Origin of the sequence: Streptomyces sp. DH37, assembly GCF_029813835.1 — a bacterium.
Lineage (GTDB): Bacteria > Actinomycetota > Actinomycetes > Streptomycetales > Streptomycetaceae > Streptomyces.
In genome coordinates this window covers 21,834-40,337 of record NZ_JARVKV010000064.1, presented here as the reverse complement: position 1 = coordinate 40,337, position 18,504 = coordinate 21,834, and the positions used below count along the sequence as shown (strand labels likewise).

The window sequence follows — 18,504 nt, the reverse complement described above, 5'->3', positions numbered from 1 at the left end:
GCCGCGGGGGGCGGACCGGGCGCGCCGCGCCGGAGCGGGAGCGGGGCCGGGAGCGGGTCAGTCGCGGGTGGTCTCCGTGTCGAGGTCGGCCGCGCGCTCGGTGTCGTAGCGGCCGTCGAGCTTGGCGACCAGACCGGTGACCTGGCGGGCGATGTCCGGCGCGGTCAGGCCGATCTCGGCGAGCACCTCGCCGCGGGAGGCGTGGTCCAGGAACTTCGGGGGGATGCCGAAGTCGCGCAGCGGCACGTCCACGCCCGCGTCGCGCAGCGCCTGCGCGATCGCCGAACCGACGCCGCCCACCCGGCTGTTGTCCTCCACGGTGACGACGACGCGGTGCCGGTCGGCCAGCGGCGGCAGCGCCTCGTCCACCGGCTTGACCCAGCGCGGGTCCACCACGGTGGTGGAGATGCCCTGCTTGTCGAGGAGGTCGGCGACCTCCAGGCACATCGGGGCCAGCGCGCCGACGGAGACCAGCAGCACGTCCGGCCGCTCGCCCTCCGCCGTGCCCGGCTCGCGCAGCACGTCCATGCCGCCGACCGCGCCGAGGGCGGGGACGGCCGGGCCGACGGCGCCCTTGGAGAAGCGCACCACCGTCGGGGCGTCCTTCACCTCGACGGCCTCGCGGAGCTGGGCGCGCAGCTGGTCGGCGTCGCGCGGCGCGGCGATCCGCAGCCCGGGGACGACCTGGAGGATCGACATGTCCCACATGCCGTTGTGGGAGGCGCCGTCGGTGCCGGTGATCCCGGCCCGGTCCAGGACGAAGGTCACCCCGCACCTGTGCAGGGCGACGTCCATCAGGACCTGGTCGAAGGCCCGGTTGAGGAAGGTGGCGTAGACGGCGAAGACGGGGTGCAGGCCGCCGGTGGCGAGCCCGGCCGCCGACACCGCGCCGTGCTGCTCGGCGATGCCCACGTCGTAGACGCGGTCGGGGAAGGCCTCGGCGAACTTCTGCAGGCCCACCGGCTGGAGCATCGCGGCGGTGATGGCGACGACGTCCGCGCGCTCGCGGCCGAGCTCGACCATCTCGTCGCCGAAGACCGACGTCCAGTCGGCGCCGGAGGCGGACACCGGCAGGCCGGTGTCGGGGTGGATGACGCCGACGGCGTGGAAGCGGTCGGCCTCGTGCTGGACGGCGGGCTGGTAGCCGCGGCCCTTCTCGGTCAGGCAGTGGACGATGACCGGGCCGCCGAAGCGCTTGGCGCGCGTCAGGGCGGACTCCAGTGCCGCTATGTCGTGGCCGTCGATGGGGCCGACGTACTTCAGGCCCAGGTCCTCGAACATGCCCTGCGGGGCGATGACGTCCTTGATGCCCTTCTTGGCGCCGTGCAGGGTCTCGTACAGCGGCCGGCCGACGACCGGGGTGCGGTTGAGCACCTCCTTGCCGCGGGCCAGGAAGCGCTCGTAGCCGTCGGTGGTGCGCAGGGTGGCCAGGTGGTTGGCCAGGCCGCCGATGGTGGGCGCGTAGGAGCGCTCGTTGTCGTTGACGACGATCACCAGGGGGCGGTCCTTGGCGGCGGCGATGTTGTTCAGCGCCTCCCAGGCCATGCCGCCGGTGAGCGCCCCGTCGCCGATGACCGCGACCACGTGGTCGTCGCGGCCCAGCACCTCGTTGGCCTTGGCCAGGCCGTCGGCCCAGCCCAGCACGGTGGAGGCGTGGGAGTTCTCGATGACGTCGTGCTCGGACTCGGCCCGCGAGGGGTAGCCGGAGATGCCGCCCCTGGCGCGCAGTCTCGAGAAGTCCTGACGCCCGGTGAGCAGCTTGTGGACGTAGCTCTGGTGCCCGGTGTCGAAGAGCACCTTGTCCCTGGGGGACTCGAAGACCCGGTGCAGGGCGATGGTCAGCTCGACCACGCCCAGGTTGGGCCCCAGGTGGCCGCCGGTCTTCGAGACCGCGTCGACGAGGAAGGTCCGGATCTCCCGAGCGAGCTGATCGAGCTGTTCGGGGCTGAGCCGGTCGAGATCGCGCGGTCCCGTGATGCGGGTCAGCAGAGCCACCCGTGCCTCCTTGCTGGTCGAGCCGTACGGGCTTGTGCCGATCCGACGAGTCTAATGTTCCGGTCGCCCGACCGTACGGCGGCCACCGCGTTGCCCGGCGCACAGGGGTGTCACAGGGGTGTCGCGGGGTCGTCACACGCCCGGTGCCGGACCCCTCCCCGGGGGTTCGCGGAGGAATCCCGGGAGGGCCCGGCACGGGCGGGACGGGAGGAACGGGCGCGGGTCAGCCGCGGCCCGCCGAGCGCTGGGTGCGCCGGGAGACCGAGTCGATGACGACCGCGGCCAGCAGCACGGCACCCGTGATCATGTACTGGATGGCGGCGGCGATGCCCAGCAGCGCCATGCCGGAGGCGATCGAGCCGATCACCAGCATGCCGAGCAGGGCGGACCACACGGTGCCGCGTCCGCCGAAGAGGCTGGTGCCGCCGATGACCGCCGCGGCGATGGCCTCCATCAGCAGGTTGCCGGTGCCGGCGCCCTGGTTGGCCGCCAGGATGCGGGAAGCGATCATCAGTCCGCCGAAGGCGGCCATGGTGCCGGCGATGGAGAAGACGGAGATGCGGACCAGCTCGACGTTGATGCCGGCCCGGCGGGCCGCCTCGGTGCTGCCGCCCAGCGCGAAGACCTTGCGGCCGTAGGAGGTGCGGCGCAGGACGAAGTCCAGCGCCACCAGCACGACCAGGAAGATCAGCAGGGCCAGCGGCATGCCCTTGTACTGGTTGAGCATGTAGGCGGCGCCGAAGGCCAGCACGGCCAGCAGCACGGTGCGCACCACGATCTCGCTCACCGGGCGGGAGGGGATCCCGACCGCCGAGCGGCGCCGGGCGCCGAGGAGCTGCGCGGCGAAGAAGGCCGCGACCGCGACCACCGCGGTGCCGTAGGCGACGGCGACGTCGGTGAAGTAGTGGTTGGACAGGGTGGCGACCAGGCCCTCGCTGTCCAGGTTGATGGTGCCGGTGGTGCCCAGCACCTTCAGCATCAGGCCGTTCCAGGCGAGCAGGCCCGCGAGGGTGACGACGAAGGCGGGGACGCCGATCTTCGCGAAGAAGAAGCCGTGGAGGGCCCCGATCACCGCGCCGGTGAGCAGGGCCAGCACGACCGCCAGCCACTCGTTCAGGCCCTCGTTGACGGCGAGCACGGCGAAGACGGCCGACGACAGGCCGCTGACGGAGCCGACGGACAGGTCGATCTCGCCCAGCAGCAGCACGAAGACGATGCCGACGGAGATCAGGCCGGTGCCGACGATGTAGACCGACAGGTTGGATAGGTTCTCGGCGGAGAGGAAGGCGTCGTCCATCGACTGGAAGATGGCCCAGATGACGATGAGTCCGACGACGACGGGCACCGAGCCCAGTTCGCCGCTGCGCATCTTCCGCTTGAAGTCGGTCCAGTAGCCGGCCAGGCCCTGCTCGCGCACCAGCAGGCGCGGGTCGACGGCGGGCGTGGCGCCCTTGGCGACGCCGTTGCCGTTGCCGTTGTCGGGGGCCGGGGCGGTGGCGGTCTTGGAAAGGTTGGTCTCGCTCACGGTCGGCTCCCCGCGGTACGCGCCCTGCGGCGGGTCACGGCGTTGTCCGTGGCGCCGGTGATGGCGGAGATGATCTCTTCCTGCGATGTGCTCGCGACGTCGAAGACACCGTTGTTGCGGCCGAGCCGGAGCACCGCCACCTTGTCGGCGACCGCCTTGACGTCCGCCATGTTGTGGCTGATGAGGATGACGGCGAGGCCGCGCTCGCGCAGCCGCTCGACCAGGTCGAGCACCTGGGCGGTCTGCTCCACGCCGAGGGCGGCGGTGGGCTCGTCGAGGATGACGAGCTTGGGCTCGCCCAGCATCGAGCGGGCGATGGCGACGGTCTGCCGCTGGCCGCCGGAGAGCGAGGCGATGGGGATGCGGACGCTGGGGATGCGGATCGACAGGGTGTCGAGCAGCTCCCGGGCGCGGCGCTCCATCTCGATCTCGTCGAGGATGCCGCCGCGCATGATCTCGCGGCCGAGGAACAGATTGCCCACGACGTCGAGGTTGTCGCAGAGGGCGAGGTCCTGGTAGACGGTCGCGATGCCCAGTTCCTGGGCGTCGTGCGGCCGGTTGACCTGGACGGATCTGCCTTGCCACGCGAAGACGCCCTCGTCGGCGGGGCCGACGCCGGCGATCGTCTTCACGAGGGTGGACTTTCCGGCGCCGTTGTCGCCCACCAGGGCGACCACCTCGCCGGCGTGGACCTCCAGGTCGACATCGGTGAGCGCCTGAACGGCACCGAAGCGCTTGGAGATTCCGCGCAACGCCAGTACAGGCGTAGCGGACACGTGAACCAACTCCTAGGACAGGACGGGGTGTGGACCGTCCGGTGCCCGCGCCCCTCGGCGGGGTGGTGAGGGGCGCGGGCACCGGCGGGGCCGGGGGGACTACCGGGCCGTTACTTCAGGCCGGCCTTCTCGCACGCCTTGGCGTACTTGGCGGTGCAGATGTCCTCCAGCTTGTAGAGGCCGTCCTTGATCACGGTGTCCTTGAGGTTGTCGACGGTCACCGCGACCGGCGGGATCAGGGTCGCGGGGACGCCCTTGGTGGTCGCGCTGTCGATGGTGCCGTCCGCCTTGACGTCCTCGCCGCGGGCCAGGGCGACGGCCATCTCGGCGGCGGCGTCGGCCTCGGGCTTGAAGGGCTTGTAGACGGTCATGAACTGCTCGCCCGCGATGATGCGCTGGACGCCCGCCAGCTCGGCGTCCTGGCCGGTGACCGGCGGCAGCGGGTCGACGCCGGCGCTCTTGAGGGCGGTGATGATGCCGCCCGCCATGCCGTCGTTGGCGGAGTAGACGCCGACGATGTTCCCCTTGCCCAGGGAGGCGATGGCGCCGCTCATGTTCTTGTTGGCCTCTTCGGGCTTCCAGTCGGTGGTGTCGTACGACTTGCCCACCTTGACCTTGCCGTCGAGGACGGACTTGGCGCCCTTCTTGAACATGGCGGCGTTCGGGTCGGTCGGCGACCCGTTCATCATGACGATCTGGCCGTCCTTGGCCTTGTCGCCGAGCTCCTCCAGGAGAGCCGTGCCCTGGACCCTGCCGACCTCCTCGTTGTCGAAGGAGGTGTAGGCGGAGATCGGGCCCTCGGCCAGGCGGTCGTAGGCGACGACGGGGATGCCGGCGTCGTCGGCCTTCTTGACCGATCCGGCGATGGACTTGGAGTCCACCGCGTCCAGGATGATCGCGTCCACCTTCTTGGTGATCATCGAGTTCATCTGCTGCTGCTGGGTCGACGCGTCCTGCTTGGCGTTGACGTAGCTGACCTCGCAGTCGGAGCAGAGCTCCTTGATCTTCGCCTCTATGAGAGGTCGGTCGAAGTTCTCGTAGCGGGCCGTCTGGTCCTCCGGCAGCAGCAGGCCGATGGTCAGCGGGCCGTCCTTCTTCTTGTCGTCTCCGCCCGAGTCGTTGCCTCCGGCCTCCTTGGCACTGCCACAGGCGGCGAGCGAGACGGCCATGGCGGTGGCGGCCATGGCCACGGCGGCACGGCGCAGTTGCGTGTTCATCCAGAACCTCCCTGACGAGGCCGCGTCACTGCGGCCGAGGTGGCTGGAAGTCAACTCGTCGTGACACCTGCCGTCAAGAAGTAAATTCTTAACGAGACAGCAACGATGCCATGCGTGAACAAAATGAACGCAGAGTGGCGGCAGATTGGCGGCAGAACGGCAATGAGAGCGCTCTCGCACCCCACGGACGAGCCCGGCGGCGCCTCCGTCCCCGGCCGCTCACGCCCGTCTCTTCGTTTGTTTTCCGCTCACCGCGTGGTCTTCGGGCAACGGCCCGGTTCCGCGCCGGTCACGGCGGCCCGGATCCCTGCCCGTCCTCGCGGTCCGTCCTCCCCAGCCCGTCCTCGCGGCCCGGCCCCGGTCAGACGCCGGTCAGACGCCGGCGGACGCCGCGACGGCGGGCACGGGCTCGGGCGCGTTCAGCGAGCCGTCCAGCAGCGTCGAGTCGCCCATCTCGCTCAGCACCAGCGCCAGCGCGCCCAGCACCTCCGCGCGGCCGCCCAGGGCCCCCGGCACCACGGTCAGCTGCCGGGCCGCGCTGGGGATGGCGTAGCGGGAGACCGAGTCGCGGATCGGGCCGAGCACCAGCTCGCCGGCCTCGGCGAGATCGCCGCCGAGCACGATCCGGCTGGGGTTGAGCAGGTTGCACAGGTTGGCGACGCCGCTGCCCACGTGGCGCCCGACGTCGGCCACCACCCGGCGGCAGCCCAGGTCGCCGGAGCGGGCGAGCCTGACCATCTCGGGCATGGTCAGGTCGGGGCCGTGGCTGGAGTGCAGCAGCGGCAGGACGTAGCGGGCCGCGGTGAACGTCTCCAGGCAGCCCCGGTTGCCGCACCGGCACACCGGGCCGGACTCGTCCAGCGTGATGTGGCCGATCTCGCCCGCGGTGCCGCCGGGGCCGCGGTAGATCTGGCCGTCGATCACCAGTCCCGCGCCGACGCCGCTGGCGACCTTGATGTACGCCAGGTCCCGCGCGCCGCGCCCGCTGCCCCACACCAGCTCGCCCAGCGCGCCGAGGTTGGCGTCGTTGTCGACGTGGACCTCCACGCCGAGCCGGGAGGCCAGCTCCTCGCGCGGATTGGTCCCGGCCCAGCCCGGCAGGATGGTGCTGGAGCCCAGCACGCCGGTCTCGACGTCGATCGGGCCGGGGACGCCCAGGCCCATCCCGATGACCTTCTCGCGGCGGAAGCCGGTCACCGAGATCAGCCGCTCCACCAGCCGCTCGGCCCGGTCGAAGCCCTGGGAGGCGGAGGCGTCCACGTCGATCGGCTCGGACTCCTCGGCGAGCACCTGGTGGGCCAGGTTGCCGACGGCCACGCGCAGGTGGGAGTGGCCGAAGTCGACGCCGACGACGATCCCGGCGTCCCCCGACAGCGAGACGCTGCGGGCCCGCCGGCCCCCGGCGGAGGTCGGGGTGACCTCGACCGTGCCGTTGTCCTTCAGCTCCCGGACGATGTTGGAGACCGTCGCGGCGGACAGGCCCGTGGTCCGGGCGATCTCCGCCTGGGTGAGCGAGCCCGCTATGCGCACGGCTCGTACCACCCGCTCCAGATTGGCCCGGTGCAGAGAGGACTGCGACCCCGGAGTCTCCACGACTCATCCACTCCCGCCTCGACGGGCGGCTCGACGGCCTGCCCATCGGCCGCACCACGCCGACGGGGTGCGGCTTGTCTCCAACACGTGAACCCTAAGCACAGCCTGAAGCGTTATCTCCCGTCAAGACCTTGAGCGGGGTGGGCGCTCGGATGTTGTCTCCGCACGGAGAGTGACGCCGGGAACACCGGAAGGCGGCCACCGGTGTGCGGTGGCCGCCTCGGGAGGGTCGGACGCGAGCGGGTCGGGCCGGACGGGAGGAGTGGGCGGACCGGGCGGACCGGGCCGCTCCGCCCGGTCCGCGGCGCTACTTCAGGGCGCCGGCGGTCAGGCCCGCCTGCACCTGGCGCTGGAAGACGATGTAGACGACGAGGATGGGCAGCACGGCCAGGGTCAGGCCGGCGAAGAGCCCGCCCCAGTTGCCGCGGTAGCCGGTCTGGGCCGCCAGGTTCGCCAGGCCCTGGGTGAGCACGTACTTGTCGGCGTCGCCGACGTGCACCACCTGGGGGATCAGGTACTGGTTCCACTGCCCCAGGAAGTTGAAGATCCCCACGCTTATCAGGCCGGGCTTGGCCATCGGCAGCATGACCTGGAAGAAGATCCGGCTGTGCGAGGCGCCGTCGATCTCCGCCGCCTCCGCGATCGAGGTGGGCAGGGTGCGGAAGAAGGCCGCCATGAAGAAGACGGTGAACGGCAGGGAGTAGGCGATGTAGACCAGGATCAGGCCGTGGTAGGTGTCCAGCAGCGCGAAGTTCTTCATCACGAAGAACAGCGGCACCAGGGCGACGATGATCGGGAACGCCATGCCGCCGACGAACAGGAAGTAGACGAGCCGGTTGCCGGGGAAGTCGTAGCGGGCCAGGACGTACGCCACCATCGAGCCGAGCAGCATGGTGCCGACCACCGAGCCGAGCACCACGATCACCGAGTTGATCGTGTACTGGCCGATGTTCGCCTCGTTCCAGGCGAAGGACCAGTTCTCCCAGTTCAGTCTGCCGGGCAGCGACCAGGGGTCCTCCAGGATGGCGCCGGAGGACTTGAAGGAGTTCATCACGGCCCACAGCAGGGGCCCGGCGGCCATCACGGCCCACAGGACCAGGAAGGCGTGCGAGAAGACGTTGAGGGTGCGCCCCCCGCCCTGGTCCCGCGCGGCCTTCCCGCCGGGCCCGCCCGGGGCGTCCGCGGGCCGCTCCGGGCCGCCGGCGCCCGCGGTGAGGGCCGCGGCGGTCTCCTCGGGACCCCCGGGGCGGAGGGAGGGGGACGGTTCGGCAGTGGTCATGGCTGGTTCTCCCGCTGGCCTGTCAGAACTCGATCCGGTCCTTGCTCCGCCCGAACGCCATCGCCGCCACGGAGAAGACCATGGTGACGATCAGCAGGGCCACGGCGACGGCGGTCGCGTAACCGGCCTGCCCGTCCTGGAACGCCTTGTTGTACAGGTAGACCGGCGCGACGATGGTCGAGTAGGCGGGCCCGCCCGCGTTCACCGTGAGGATGTGCACCACGGCGAAGGCGTCGAGCGCCATGATGCCCATGTACACCCAGCCGGTCTGCACGGTGTCGCGCATCAGCGGCAGGGTGACGCGGAAGAACGTGGTCACCCGGCTGGCGCCGTCCAGCAGCGCCGCCTCGTAGATCTCGCGGGGGATGGAGCCCATCGCGGCGGAGAAGAGCACCACGTAGAAGCCGACGTTCGCCCACACCATCACGACCACGACGCACCAGAATGCCAGCCGGGGGTCGCCGAGCCAGCTCTGCTGCCACTCCTCCAGCCCGACGGCCGACAGCACGCCGTTGAGCAGGCCGCCCTGGGGGTTGAAGATGTACTTCCACAGCACCACGACGATCGCGATCGACAGGGCCTGCGGGAAGAAGTAGACGATCTTGTAGAAGTGCGAGCCGCGCACCCCGGCGACCGCCTCGCCCCGCCGGTGCCGGCCGCCCACGTTGAGCATGAAGGCGAAGAACAGGCCCAGGCCGAGGGTGACGACCGGCAGGACCAGCAGCAGCAGGACGTTGTGCCACAGCGAGGTGCGGAAGATCTCGTCCTCCATCAGCCTGCGGAAGTTGTCCAGGCCGACGAAGGCGAAGTCGCTGCTGAGTCCCGTCCAGTCGGTCAGCGAGTAGTAGAACGTCTGGAAGAAGGGCGACACGACCAGGATGCCGTAGAGCACCAGGGGCGCCGCGAGGAATCCCGCGATGAACCGGTACTTCAGGTAGGTCCGGTAGTGGGGGGAGGTGCGCAGTCCTCCCCCGCCCCCGCCGGCCTTCGCCGGCGGAGGCGCCGGTTCCCTGGTGGCCTCGGCCACCGCGGGGCTGTCACTGGCCATGCCGCCCTCGTCCCATCTCCGTGTTCCGGCTGTTTCCGGCGCCTCGCGGACCGCTCCTCAGCGGGACCGGCTCACGCGTGCCTGTACTTCTTGACGGAGTCGTCCTTGGCCGCCTTGTCGGCGTACTCCTGGCACTTCGCCATGGCCTCGGCCGGCTTCGCCCGGCCGGCCAGCAGCTCGGCCAGCACCGAGCCGATCTGCTCCTTGTGGAGGGTCTGGTACCAGTCGAAGATGCGCGGGTTGACCACGTTGTCCCCGGCGTCCTTGAGCACCTGGCTGGAGGAGGCCAGACCGGGGGACATGTCCATGCCGTCGGTGGCCCCGGCCACGCAGGTGAGCGACTTCACCAGCCGGGAGAAGTTCTGCGCCGACTGCTTGCTCAGCATGATCCGCAGGAGCTCCATGCCGCCCGCGGGGTTCTTGGCCTGGGCGGGCACGATGAACGGCTCGCCGGCCTGCGCCCACAGGGTGCCGAAGGGCATCTTGTCGGAGTCGTCCAGACCGGTGACCGGGCCGCAGGCCATGTCGAAGTCGGCGGGCGTGGTGTCGGCGGCCTCGTTCTCCACCCAGGAGCCGTTGGGGATGAAGATGCACTTGCCCTTGGTCCACTGGGTCTGGGACTGGATGTGGTCCAGGCCGGGGGTCCCCCGGAGGATGTAGCCCTTGGCGGACAGCTCGTAGTACGCCTCGAACGCGCTCTTGACCGCGTCGTGCTTCCAGGCGCCGGGCTCCAGGTTGTCGATGCTGTCCAGGACCTCCCGGCCGCCGATCTTCCCGATGAACGGGTAGAGGGTGAAGGGGATGTAGTACGGGTGCTGGCCGGCGTACGTCCAGCCCGCGATGCCCTTCTTCTTGGCCTTGGCGCACAGGGCGAGCATCTCGTCCCAGGTCTTGGGGTACTCCCAGTCGTTGTCGGCGAGGAGCTTCTTGGAGTACCACTGGCCGTAGACGGTGTAGGCGTAGTTCAGGCGCCAGACCTTCTCGTCGCCGTACTGGCCCATCTCGATGGTGCCCGGCAGGAGGGTGTCGCGGACCTTGGTGTTCGGGTCGTCGACGGAGGGCGCGTCCAGCAGGGGGGTCAGCTCGGCGAGCTGGTCCTTGGCGATCAGGGTGGCCGCGTCCATCTGCTCGGCGCCGGAGTTGTCGATGAGGTCCGGCGGGTTGCCGCCGACCATTCTGGGCTGGAGGACCGAGCGGATCTTCTGGGTGGCGGTCAGCTTGACCTTGCCGTAGCTCTTCTCGTAGATCTTGGCGGCGTCCTTGCCGTACTGGGTGCCGAAGCCGCCGTCGAAGATGACGAAGTCCAGGCCGGCGTCCTTGTTGACGCCCAGCGGGTTCTCCTTGGTCTTCTGGCCCTTGGCTACCTCGGTGTCGCCGCCGCCGTCGCTGCTGGCGCAGGCGGAGAGCGCGCTCATGGCGGGGACGGCGACCAGGCCCGCCGCGGTGGCACGCTTGATCAGATCACGACGGTTGACATCGGTGGATCCCATGCTCAAGTCCTCGCCTTCTCCAGGACTCAGGCGGTGTACCGGAACCACCGGGCACCGCTGGTGAGTTGAAGCTGAGTTGTACGGGATGTAACGCCGGGTCCGTGCAGAGCTGCGCAGGGCCTTCCCGATACCCTCCCCCGGGCCCGCGGTCCTGTCTTCTCATATGACCGCTCGGACGCCGACAGGTATAGTCCACTTTCCTTCCGATGGGCAAGATCGATGCGCGTCCGGGTGTCAGTCTTTCCCGAGTTGAGACCTCCGGGAAACGCGGCGGGGCCGTACCTCCCACCATGGGAGGTACGGCCCCGTCGTCACGGGTTGGACACGGCCGCCGGGGTGACCGGCGGCCGGTCATCCGCGGATCACTTGCGGATCAGCGAGCGCAGCACGTACTGCATGATGCCGCCGTTGCGGTAGTAGTCCGCCTCGCCGGGGGTGTCGATGCGCACCGTGGCGTCGAACTCCACACCGGTGTCGGTGGTGACCTTCACCGTGCTCGGGATGCCGCCCTCGTTCAGCGCGGTGATGCCGCTGATCGAGAAGGTCTCCTCACCCGTCAGGCCCAGCGACTCGGCCGACTGGCCCTCGGGGAACTGCAGCGGCAGGACGCCCATGCCGATCAGGTTCGAGCGGTGGATGCGCTCGTAGGACTCGGCGATGACGGCCCTGACGCCCAGCAGCGCGGTGCCCTTGGCCGCCCAGTCGCGGGACGAGCCGGAACCGTACTCCTTGCCCGCCAGGACGACCAGCGGGATGCCGGCGGCCTGGTAGTTCTGGGAGGCGTCGTAGATGAAGGAGACCGGCCCGTCCTCCTGGGTGAAGTCGCGGGTGTAGCCGCCCTCGGTGCCCGGCGCGATCTGGTTGCGCAGGCGGATGTTGGCGAAGGTGCCGCGGATCATGACCTCGTGGTTGCCGCGGCGCGAGCCGTAGCTGTTGAAGTCGCGGCGCTCGACACCGTGCTCGGTGAGGTACCGGCCCGCCGGGGTGTCGGCCTTGATGGCGCCGGCCGGGGAGATGTGGTCGGTGGTGACCGAGTCGCCCAGCTTGGCCAGGACGCGGGCGCCGGAGATGTCCTGCACCGGCTCCGGGTCCATGCCCATGCCCTCGAAGTACGGGGGCTTGCGGACGTAGGTGGACTCCGGGTCCCACTCGAAGGTGTCGCCGGTCGGGACCGGCAGCGCCTGCCACTGGGCGTCGCCCGCGAAGACGTCCTGGTAGGAGGTGGAGAACATGTCCTCGCCGATGGCGGAGGCGACGACGTCGTTGACCTCCTGCTCGGAGGGCCAGACGTCCTTCAGGAAGACCGGGTTGCCGTCCTTGTCGGTGCCGAGCGGCTCACGGGTGATGTCCACCTTCATCGAGCCCGCGATGGCGTACGCGACGACCAGCGGCGGGGACGCCAGGTAGTTCATCTTGACGTCGGGGTTGATGCGGCCCTCGAAGTTGCGGTTGCCCGAGAGCACCGAGGTCACGGCCAGGTCGCCCTCGTTGACGGCCCGGGAGACCTCCTCCGGCAGCGGGCCGGAGTTGCCGATGCAGGTGGTGCAGCCGTAGCCGACGAGGTTGAAGCCCAGCTTGTCCAGGTACGGGGTCAGGCCGGCGCGGTCGTAGTAGTCCATGACGACCTTGGAGCCCGGCGCGAGGGTGGTCTTGACCCACGGCTTGCGGGTCAGGCCCTTCTCGACGGCCTTCTTGGCCACCAGGGCGGCGGCGACCATGACGTACGGGTTGGAGGTGTTGGTGCAGGAGGTGATCGCGGCGACGGTGACGGCGCCGTGGTCCAGCTCGTAGGTCGTGCCGTCGGGGGCGGTGACGGTGACCGGGTTGGAGGGCACGGCGTCGGCCGGGCCGTCGGCGTGCTGCGGCGCGCCGGAGCCGTTCTCCTGGTGGCCGTAGGCCGGGGCGTCGGAGGCCGGGAAGGACTCGGCGCTCGCCTCGTCCACCGGGGAGGACACGCCCTTGGGCTGCTCCTGCGCCGGGACGCCCGGCTTGCGGTCGTCACCGCCGGCGACGCCGGCGGAGACGTAGTTGCGGACGTCCCGCCTGAACTGCTCGGCGGCCTCGGCCAGCACGATGCGGTCCTGCGGGCGCTTGGGGCCGGCGATGGAGGGCACGACGGTGGAGAGGTCGAGCTCCAGCTTCTCGGAGAAGTCCGGCTCGGCGGCCGGGTCCAGCCACAGGCCCTGCTCCTTGGCGTACGCCTCGACCAGCGCGACCTGCTGCTCGGAGCGGCCGGTCAGGCGCAGGTAGCTCAGGGTCTCGTCGTCGATCGGGAAGATCGCGGCGGTGGAGCCGAACTCCGGCGACATGTTGCCGATGGTGGCGCGGTTGGCGAGCGAGGTGGCGGCCACGCCCTCGCCGTAGAACTCCACGAACTTGCCGACCACGCCGTGCTTGCGGAGCATCTCGGTGATGGTCAGCACCAGGTCGGTGGCGGTGGTGCCGGTGGGCAGCTCGCCGGTGAGCTTGAAGCCGACGACGCGCGGGATGAGCATGGAGACCGGCTGGCCGAGCATCGCGGCCTCGGCCTCGATGCCGCCGACGCCCCAGCCCAGCACGCCCAGGCCGTTGACCATGGTGGTGTGCGAGTCGGTGCCCACCAGGGTGTCGGGGTAGGCCTGGCCGCCTCGCACCATGACCGTGCGGGCCAGGTGCTCGATGTTCACCTGGTGGACGATGCCGGTGCCCGGGGGGACGACCTTGAACTCGTCGAAGGCGGTCTGGCCCCAGCGCAGGAACTGGTAGCGCTCGCGGTTGCGGCCGTACTCCAGCTCCACGTTCTGCTTGAAGGACTCCGGGGTGCCGAACTTGTCGGCGATGACGGAGTGGTCGATGACCAGCTCGGCCGGGGCGAGCGGGTTGATCTTCGACGGGTCGCCGCCGAGCTCCTTGACGGCCTCGCGCATGGTGGCGAGGTCCACCACGCAGGGCACGCCGGTGAAGTCCTGCATGATCACGCGGGCCGGCGTGAACTGGATCTCCTGGCTGGGCTGGGCCTGGGAGTCCCAGCCGCCCAGGGCCCGGATGTGGTCGGCGGTGATGTTCGCGCCGTCCTCGGTGCGGAGGAGGTTCTCCAGGAGGACCTTCAGGCTGTACGGCAGCCGGGCGGAGCCCTCGACCTTGTCCAGCCGGAAGATCTCGTACGACTCGTCGCCCACCTGCAGCGTGCTGCGGGCGTCGAAGCTGTTCGCCGACACGACAGTCTCCTTCAAGTGCATGGGTTCGCGCGTACCACCGCGATCCTGCCGCCCCGGGTCCCGGCCGCTTCGCTCAGGTACACCTAAGTCGCGGATCGCCCGGCGAAGCCCCGGCGTGCGCGGCGGGCACAGTGGCGGTACGTCTCTCGGTAGATATCTCGATGTCGAGATAACTCTAGTACATGGCCGCCGCGCGGTCATGCCCCGCCCCGGCCACCGGGTACCCGCACCCGCCTCCCCAAGCGCCCGCCCGGGAGGCGGGTCGGGGGAGCTGGCCCGACGTGCGCCTACCCGACATAGGGGTGAAAGTACGAAGAAAAGAGAGACACACCGGAGCCCCAGAGGTTGACATCTCATATCTGAGATAACATCACTCCCATGACCGACGACTACCTCCTCCGTATCGGCAAGCTCATCCGTGACGCCCGTCAGCACCGCGGCTGGACCCAGGCGCAACTGGCGGAGGCCCTGGCGACCAGCCAGAGCGCGGTCAACCGCATCGAGCGCGGCAATCAAAACATCAGTCTTGAGATGATCGCCCGTATCGGTGAAGCGCTGGACAGCGAGATCGTGTCGCTCGGCTACTCGGGACCGATGCATCTGCGGGTCGTCGGGGGCCGCCGTCTGTCCGGTGCCATCGACGTCAAGACCAGCAAGAACGCCTGCGTCGCCCTGCTGTGCGCCTCCCTGCTGAACTCCGGCCGCACCGTGCTGCGCCGGGTCGCCCGGATCGAGGAGGTCTACCGGATCCTGGAGGTGCTCGGCTCCATCGGGGTGCGCACCCGCTGGATCAACGACGGCGCCGACCTGGAGCTGGTGCCCCCGGCCGAGCTGGACCTGGAGGGCATCGACGCGGACGCCGCCCGCCGCACCCGCAGCATCATCATGTTCCTCGGCCCCCTGCTGCACCGGATGGACCACTTCCGCATCCCCTACGCGGGCGGCTGCGACCTGGGCACCCGCACCGTGCAGCCGCACATGAGCGCGCTGCGGCACTTCGGCCTGGAGGTCACGGCGACCGAGGGCATGTACCACTCGGTGGTGGACCGCTCCGTCCGCCCGGCCCGCCCGATCGTGCTGACCGAGCGCGGGGACACCGTCACCGAGAACGCCCTGCTGGCCGCCGCCCGGCACGACGGCACCACCGTCATCCGCAACGCCTCCTCCAACTACATGGTCCAGGACCTGTGCTTCTTCCTGGAGCAGCTCGGCGTGCGGATCGACGGGGTGGGCACCACGACCCTGACCGTGCACGGCGTCCCCCACATCGACCGGGACGTGGACTACTCCCCCTCCGAGGACCCGGTGGAGGCGATGAGCCTGCTGGCCGCCGCCGTGGTCACCGAGTCGGAGCTGACGGTCCGGCGGGTGCCGATCGAGTTCCTGGAGATCGAGCTGGCCGTGCTGGAGGAGATGGGCCTGGACCACGACCGGAGCGCGGAGTACCGGGCCGACAACGGCCGCACCCGCCTGGTCGACCTCACCGTGCGGCCCTCGAAGCTGGAGGCGCCGATCGACAAGATCCACCCGATGCCGTTCCCCGGCATCAACATCGACAACGTGCCCTTCTTCGCCGCCATCGCCGCCAGCGCCCAGGGCAAGACCCTCATCCACGACTGGGTCTACGACAACCGCGCCATCTACCTGACCGACCTCAACCGGCTCGGCGGGCGCCTCCAGCTCCTCGACCCCCACCGCGTCCTGGTCGAGGGCCCCACCCGCTGGCGCGCGGCCGAGATGATGTGCCCGCCCGCGCTGCGCCCGGCCGTCGTGGTGCTGCTGGCGATGATGGCGGCCGACGGCACCTCGGTGCTGCGCAACGTCTACGTCATCAACCGCGGCTACGAGGACCTGGCCGAACGGCTCAACTCGGTGGGCGCGCAGATCGAGATCTTCCGCGACATCTGACCGGCGGCTTCCGAGGTGCCGTCGCGCCCCCCTGACCTGCGCACGTACGGGTCGGGAGGGGACGCGGCGGCACCCGCGGGACTCCTCGGGGACTTCGGACCGGGGCTCGCCGCCCCTGCCCGCAGGGTCCTCCGGCGGTCACCCCGGCGTGGCCCGCCGCGTCGGCATCGGGCCCGGGTCGCAGCCGTGCGGGACCACCCGGGACCGACGTGGCCGTCATCCGAAGGCCGTACGGAAGCGCTCGCGCAGATCGCCGAGGCGGTCGGCCGGCTCGTTGGCGAAGACCAGCCGCAGATACGCGTCGCCGCTGGGCCCCCACCCCGTCATCGGCGTGGCGGCGACGCGCCCGTGGCGGAACAGGCGCTCGGACGCCTCGGCCGGCGCCAGCCCCAGCGCGGCGGTGTCGAGGAGGAGGGACCAGCCGCCGTGCGGCCGTACGAGCGGATAGCCGTCGAGCTGCCGCATCACGATGTCGCGGCGCTGCTCCCACACGCGCGTGGCCGCGGCGACGTCGTCATCGGCGTCGGGGGCGCTGAGCGCCGCGGCGACGGCCTGCTGGGCGATGCCGACCTGGCACACCACGTTGGTCATCCCCACCAGGGCGATGTCGGAGACGATCCGGGACGGACCCACGGTCCAGCCCACCCGCCAGCCGATGAGGCGCAGTTCCTTGGACGCCGAGCCGACGGTGATGGTCCGCTCCGCCAGAGCGGGGTGCGCGGCCGGATGGGCCGGGCGGTTGCCGTCGAACAGGATGCGTTCCATGGCCGCGTTGTGGATCAGCCAGCAGTCGTGTCTCTCCAGCACCGGAGCCAGGGCCTTCCAGTGGTCCGGTCCGAGGAGGGCGCCGGTCGGCATGGCCGGGGTCATGGCCAGCACCGCGGCGGTGCCGGGCCCGACCGCTGCGGCGAGCCGGTCCGGGTCGACGTGCCAGCCCCCGGGCGCGGGGACGCACGGTACGTGGCGGGGAACGCCTCCGGCCAGCCGGATGCGGTTGACGAGCCCGGCGTACACCGGGTCGCAGACGACGACCTCCCGGCCGGGCTCCACCGTGGCCAGCAGCACGTTCAGCAGGGCGTTGAGCCCCCCGGCGGCGCTCACGCACTCGGTGGCCGGGTCGTAGTCGACCCCTGACAACCGGGAGACGTGCGCGGCGGCGGCCTCCCGCAGCTCGCGGTGCCCCTGGAAAGGCAGGTAGCTGTTGGCCGCGTCGTCCTCCACCGCGGACCGGGTGACCTCCAGGGCGATCCGGGGCGGGCGCAGATCGGTGTCCAGGTTCTCCAGGCGCAGCATGTCCGGATCCCCGGCGGCATCCGCCGCGTCACCGACCAGGTCCACCCCGATCCCCGGAATGTGCCGCAGACGTGAAACCCCCACCGTTCCTCCCCGAGGTCGTCGAAGCACGGCCGCCCGCCCCGCGGCCGTGGACGCCCGGGGCGGCCCGCCGGCTCGGGCGGCGCCCCCTCCGCGTCAGCACTTCCCTTCCCCGCCGCAAGGCATCGCACCCGGGCACGCACGAATCCGTGGAGGGAGCCTCCGACCGCATCCGGCAGCACGGCCGGGGATCGCTCCGCCTCCGCGGACCGCTTCGACACCCGGACGGACAGGGCGTTCCAGACGTCGGCGGCGGAGTCGGGACCGCTCCGGGCGTCACCGCCGAGGGCATCGCGGTCCGCACCGGAGCTCCCCCGCGCCCGGACGGCCTCAGGCGCCCGGCCCGGTGGCGGGACACGGCCCCGCCACCGGTGGGCGGACGGTCCGTCAGCCGCGGCCGGTGGCGATCCGCACCACCGTGAGGTCGAACGCGAAGGCGGTGGAGCACGACAGCGGCACCGCCTGTCCGAGCACCTCCACGGTGACGGACGCGTCCAGCGGCGTGTTGGTGCCCCGGGTGACCGTGTAGTGGCCGGCCGGGTCCTCGATCACCTCGTGCACGCGCGTGGGCTGCCCGGCGGCCGTGTACGTGCCGGTGACGACGGCGTCGCCGGCCGGCTCGCGCGTGTCGTCCAGGCGCCGGAGCGGGATGTCGGCCGTGATCGCGCCGCCGGAGAACAGCGTGGTGTCCTCCGGTCCGTAGCCGCCGCCGTACTCGCCGTCCGGTGTCTCGACGACCACACCGGTGTGCGTGCCGTACGCGGAGTTCTGGTAGAGGTCCACCGCGACGAAGACGTCCCCGGATCGCCCGGAGCAGTTCACCGCGTGGCCCTTCTCCACCGTCCGGGTCGGCCTGGAACCGCCCTCCGCGGAGCCGGCGGCCTGGGCCGCCCCGGGGACGGCGGCCAGCGTGCCGACGGCGGCCAGGCAGGTCAGCGCGGCTCGTGTCGTGGTTCCCAACACGTGTTCTCCCCCCTCGGGCCCTGGGCCCGGGTGTGTCACCGGTCACCTCTGTGCCGGCGGAGGTGAGACATCCGGGACGCGTGTTTGGTTGCGGTGGGATTCCGGGCGCCGGAACCGGCCGGGCGGCCGGGCTTCTTCA

Annotated in this window: 12 protein-coding genes; 1 reads left to right on the top strand and 11 read right to left on the bottom strand. The window is 70.8% G+C overall.

Features of this window, described 5'->3' with window-relative positions:
* Positions 1-57 precede the first annotated feature (57 nt).
* From dxs to QC029_RS24915, 9 genes are all read right to left on the bottom strand, one after another.
* On the bottom strand, positions 58-1,995 hold the full coding sequence (dxs, locus tag QC029_RS24955) for a 1-deoxy-D-xylulose-5-phosphate synthase (RefSeq protein WP_279558035.1): 1,938 nt from the start codon (positions 1,993-1,995) through the stop codon (positions 58-60).
* Between the two features lie 223 nt (positions 1,996-2,218).
* On the bottom strand, positions 2,219-3,520 hold the full coding sequence (locus QC029_RS24950) for a sugar ABC transporter permease (protein ID WP_279558034.1): 1,302 nt from the start codon (positions 3,518-3,520) through the stop codon (positions 2,219-2,221).
* A complete protein-coding gene (locus QC029_RS24945) occupies positions 3,517-4,305 on the bottom strand; it encodes an ATP-binding cassette domain-containing protein (protein WP_279558033.1) in 789 nt (262 codons plus the stop codon). Before QC029_RS24945 ends, QC029_RS24950 begins: the two co-directional genes overlap by 4 nt.
* A 101-nt stretch (positions 4,306-4,406) precedes the next feature.
* Complete coding sequence (locus QC029_RS24940; protein ID WP_279558032.1) at positions 4,407-5,513, bottom strand: sugar ABC transporter substrate-binding protein; 1,107 nt, start codon at positions 5,511-5,513, stop codon at positions 4,407-4,409.
* A gap of 372 nt (positions 5,514-5,885) precedes the next feature.
* The gene (locus QC029_RS24935) at positions 5,886-7,106 is read right to left on the bottom strand and encodes an ROK family transcriptional regulator (RefSeq protein ID WP_279558031.1); all 1,221 of its coding nucleotides are present in this window, start codon (positions 7,104-7,106) and stop codon (positions 5,886-5,888) included.
* A gap of 307 nt (positions 7,107-7,413) precedes the next feature.
* A complete protein-coding gene (locus QC029_RS24930; protein WP_279558030.1) occupies positions 7,414-8,385 on the bottom strand; it encodes a carbohydrate ABC transporter permease in 972 nt (323 codons plus the stop codon).
* Between the two features lie 22 nt (positions 8,386-8,407).
* Positions 8,408-9,433: a carbohydrate ABC transporter permease gene (locus QC029_RS24925; protein ID WP_279558029.1), complete on the bottom strand. Its 1,026-nt coding sequence runs from the start codon at positions 9,431-9,433 to the stop codon at positions 8,408-8,410.
* Positions 9,434-9,504: 71 nt separating this feature from the next.
* Entirely contained in the window at positions 9,505-10,923 is a 1,419-nt protein-coding gene (gene ngcE, locus QC029_RS24920; RefSeq protein WP_279558028.1) for an N-acetylglucosamine/diacetylchitobiose ABC transporter substrate-binding protein, read from the bottom strand.
* A gap of 362 nt (positions 10,924-11,285) precedes the next feature.
* Positions 11,286-14,120 carry an aconitate hydratase gene (locus QC029_RS24915; RefSeq protein ID WP_279558027.1) on the bottom strand — a complete coding sequence of 945 codons (2,835 nt, stop codon included), beginning with the start codon at positions 14,118-14,120 and terminating at the stop codon, positions 11,286-11,288.
* A gap of 378 nt (positions 14,121-14,498) precedes the next feature.
* Between QC029_RS24915 and QC029_RS24910 the strand changes: the two genes are divergently transcribed.
* Positions 14,499-16,028: a UDP-N-acetylglucosamine 1-carboxyvinyltransferase gene (locus tag QC029_RS24910; RefSeq protein WP_279558026.1), complete on the top strand. Its 1,530-nt coding sequence runs from the start codon at positions 14,499-14,501 to the stop codon at positions 16,026-16,028.
* Positions 16,029-16,244: 216 nt separating this feature from the next.
* On the opposite strand, the gene QC029_RS24905 is transcribed toward QC029_RS24910, so the two are convergent.
* Positions 16,245-17,405, bottom strand: coding sequence for a pyridoxal phosphate-dependent aminotransferase (locus QC029_RS24905; protein ID WP_279558025.1), 1,161 nt, complete (start codon positions 17,403-17,405; stop codon positions 16,245-16,247).
* 384 nt (positions 17,406-17,789) lie between these two features.
* Positions 17,790-18,365, bottom strand: coding sequence for a hypothetical protein (locus QC029_RS24900; RefSeq protein WP_279558024.1), 576 nt, complete (start codon positions 18,363-18,365; stop codon positions 17,790-17,792).
* Positions 18,366-18,504: the final 139 nt, after the last annotated feature.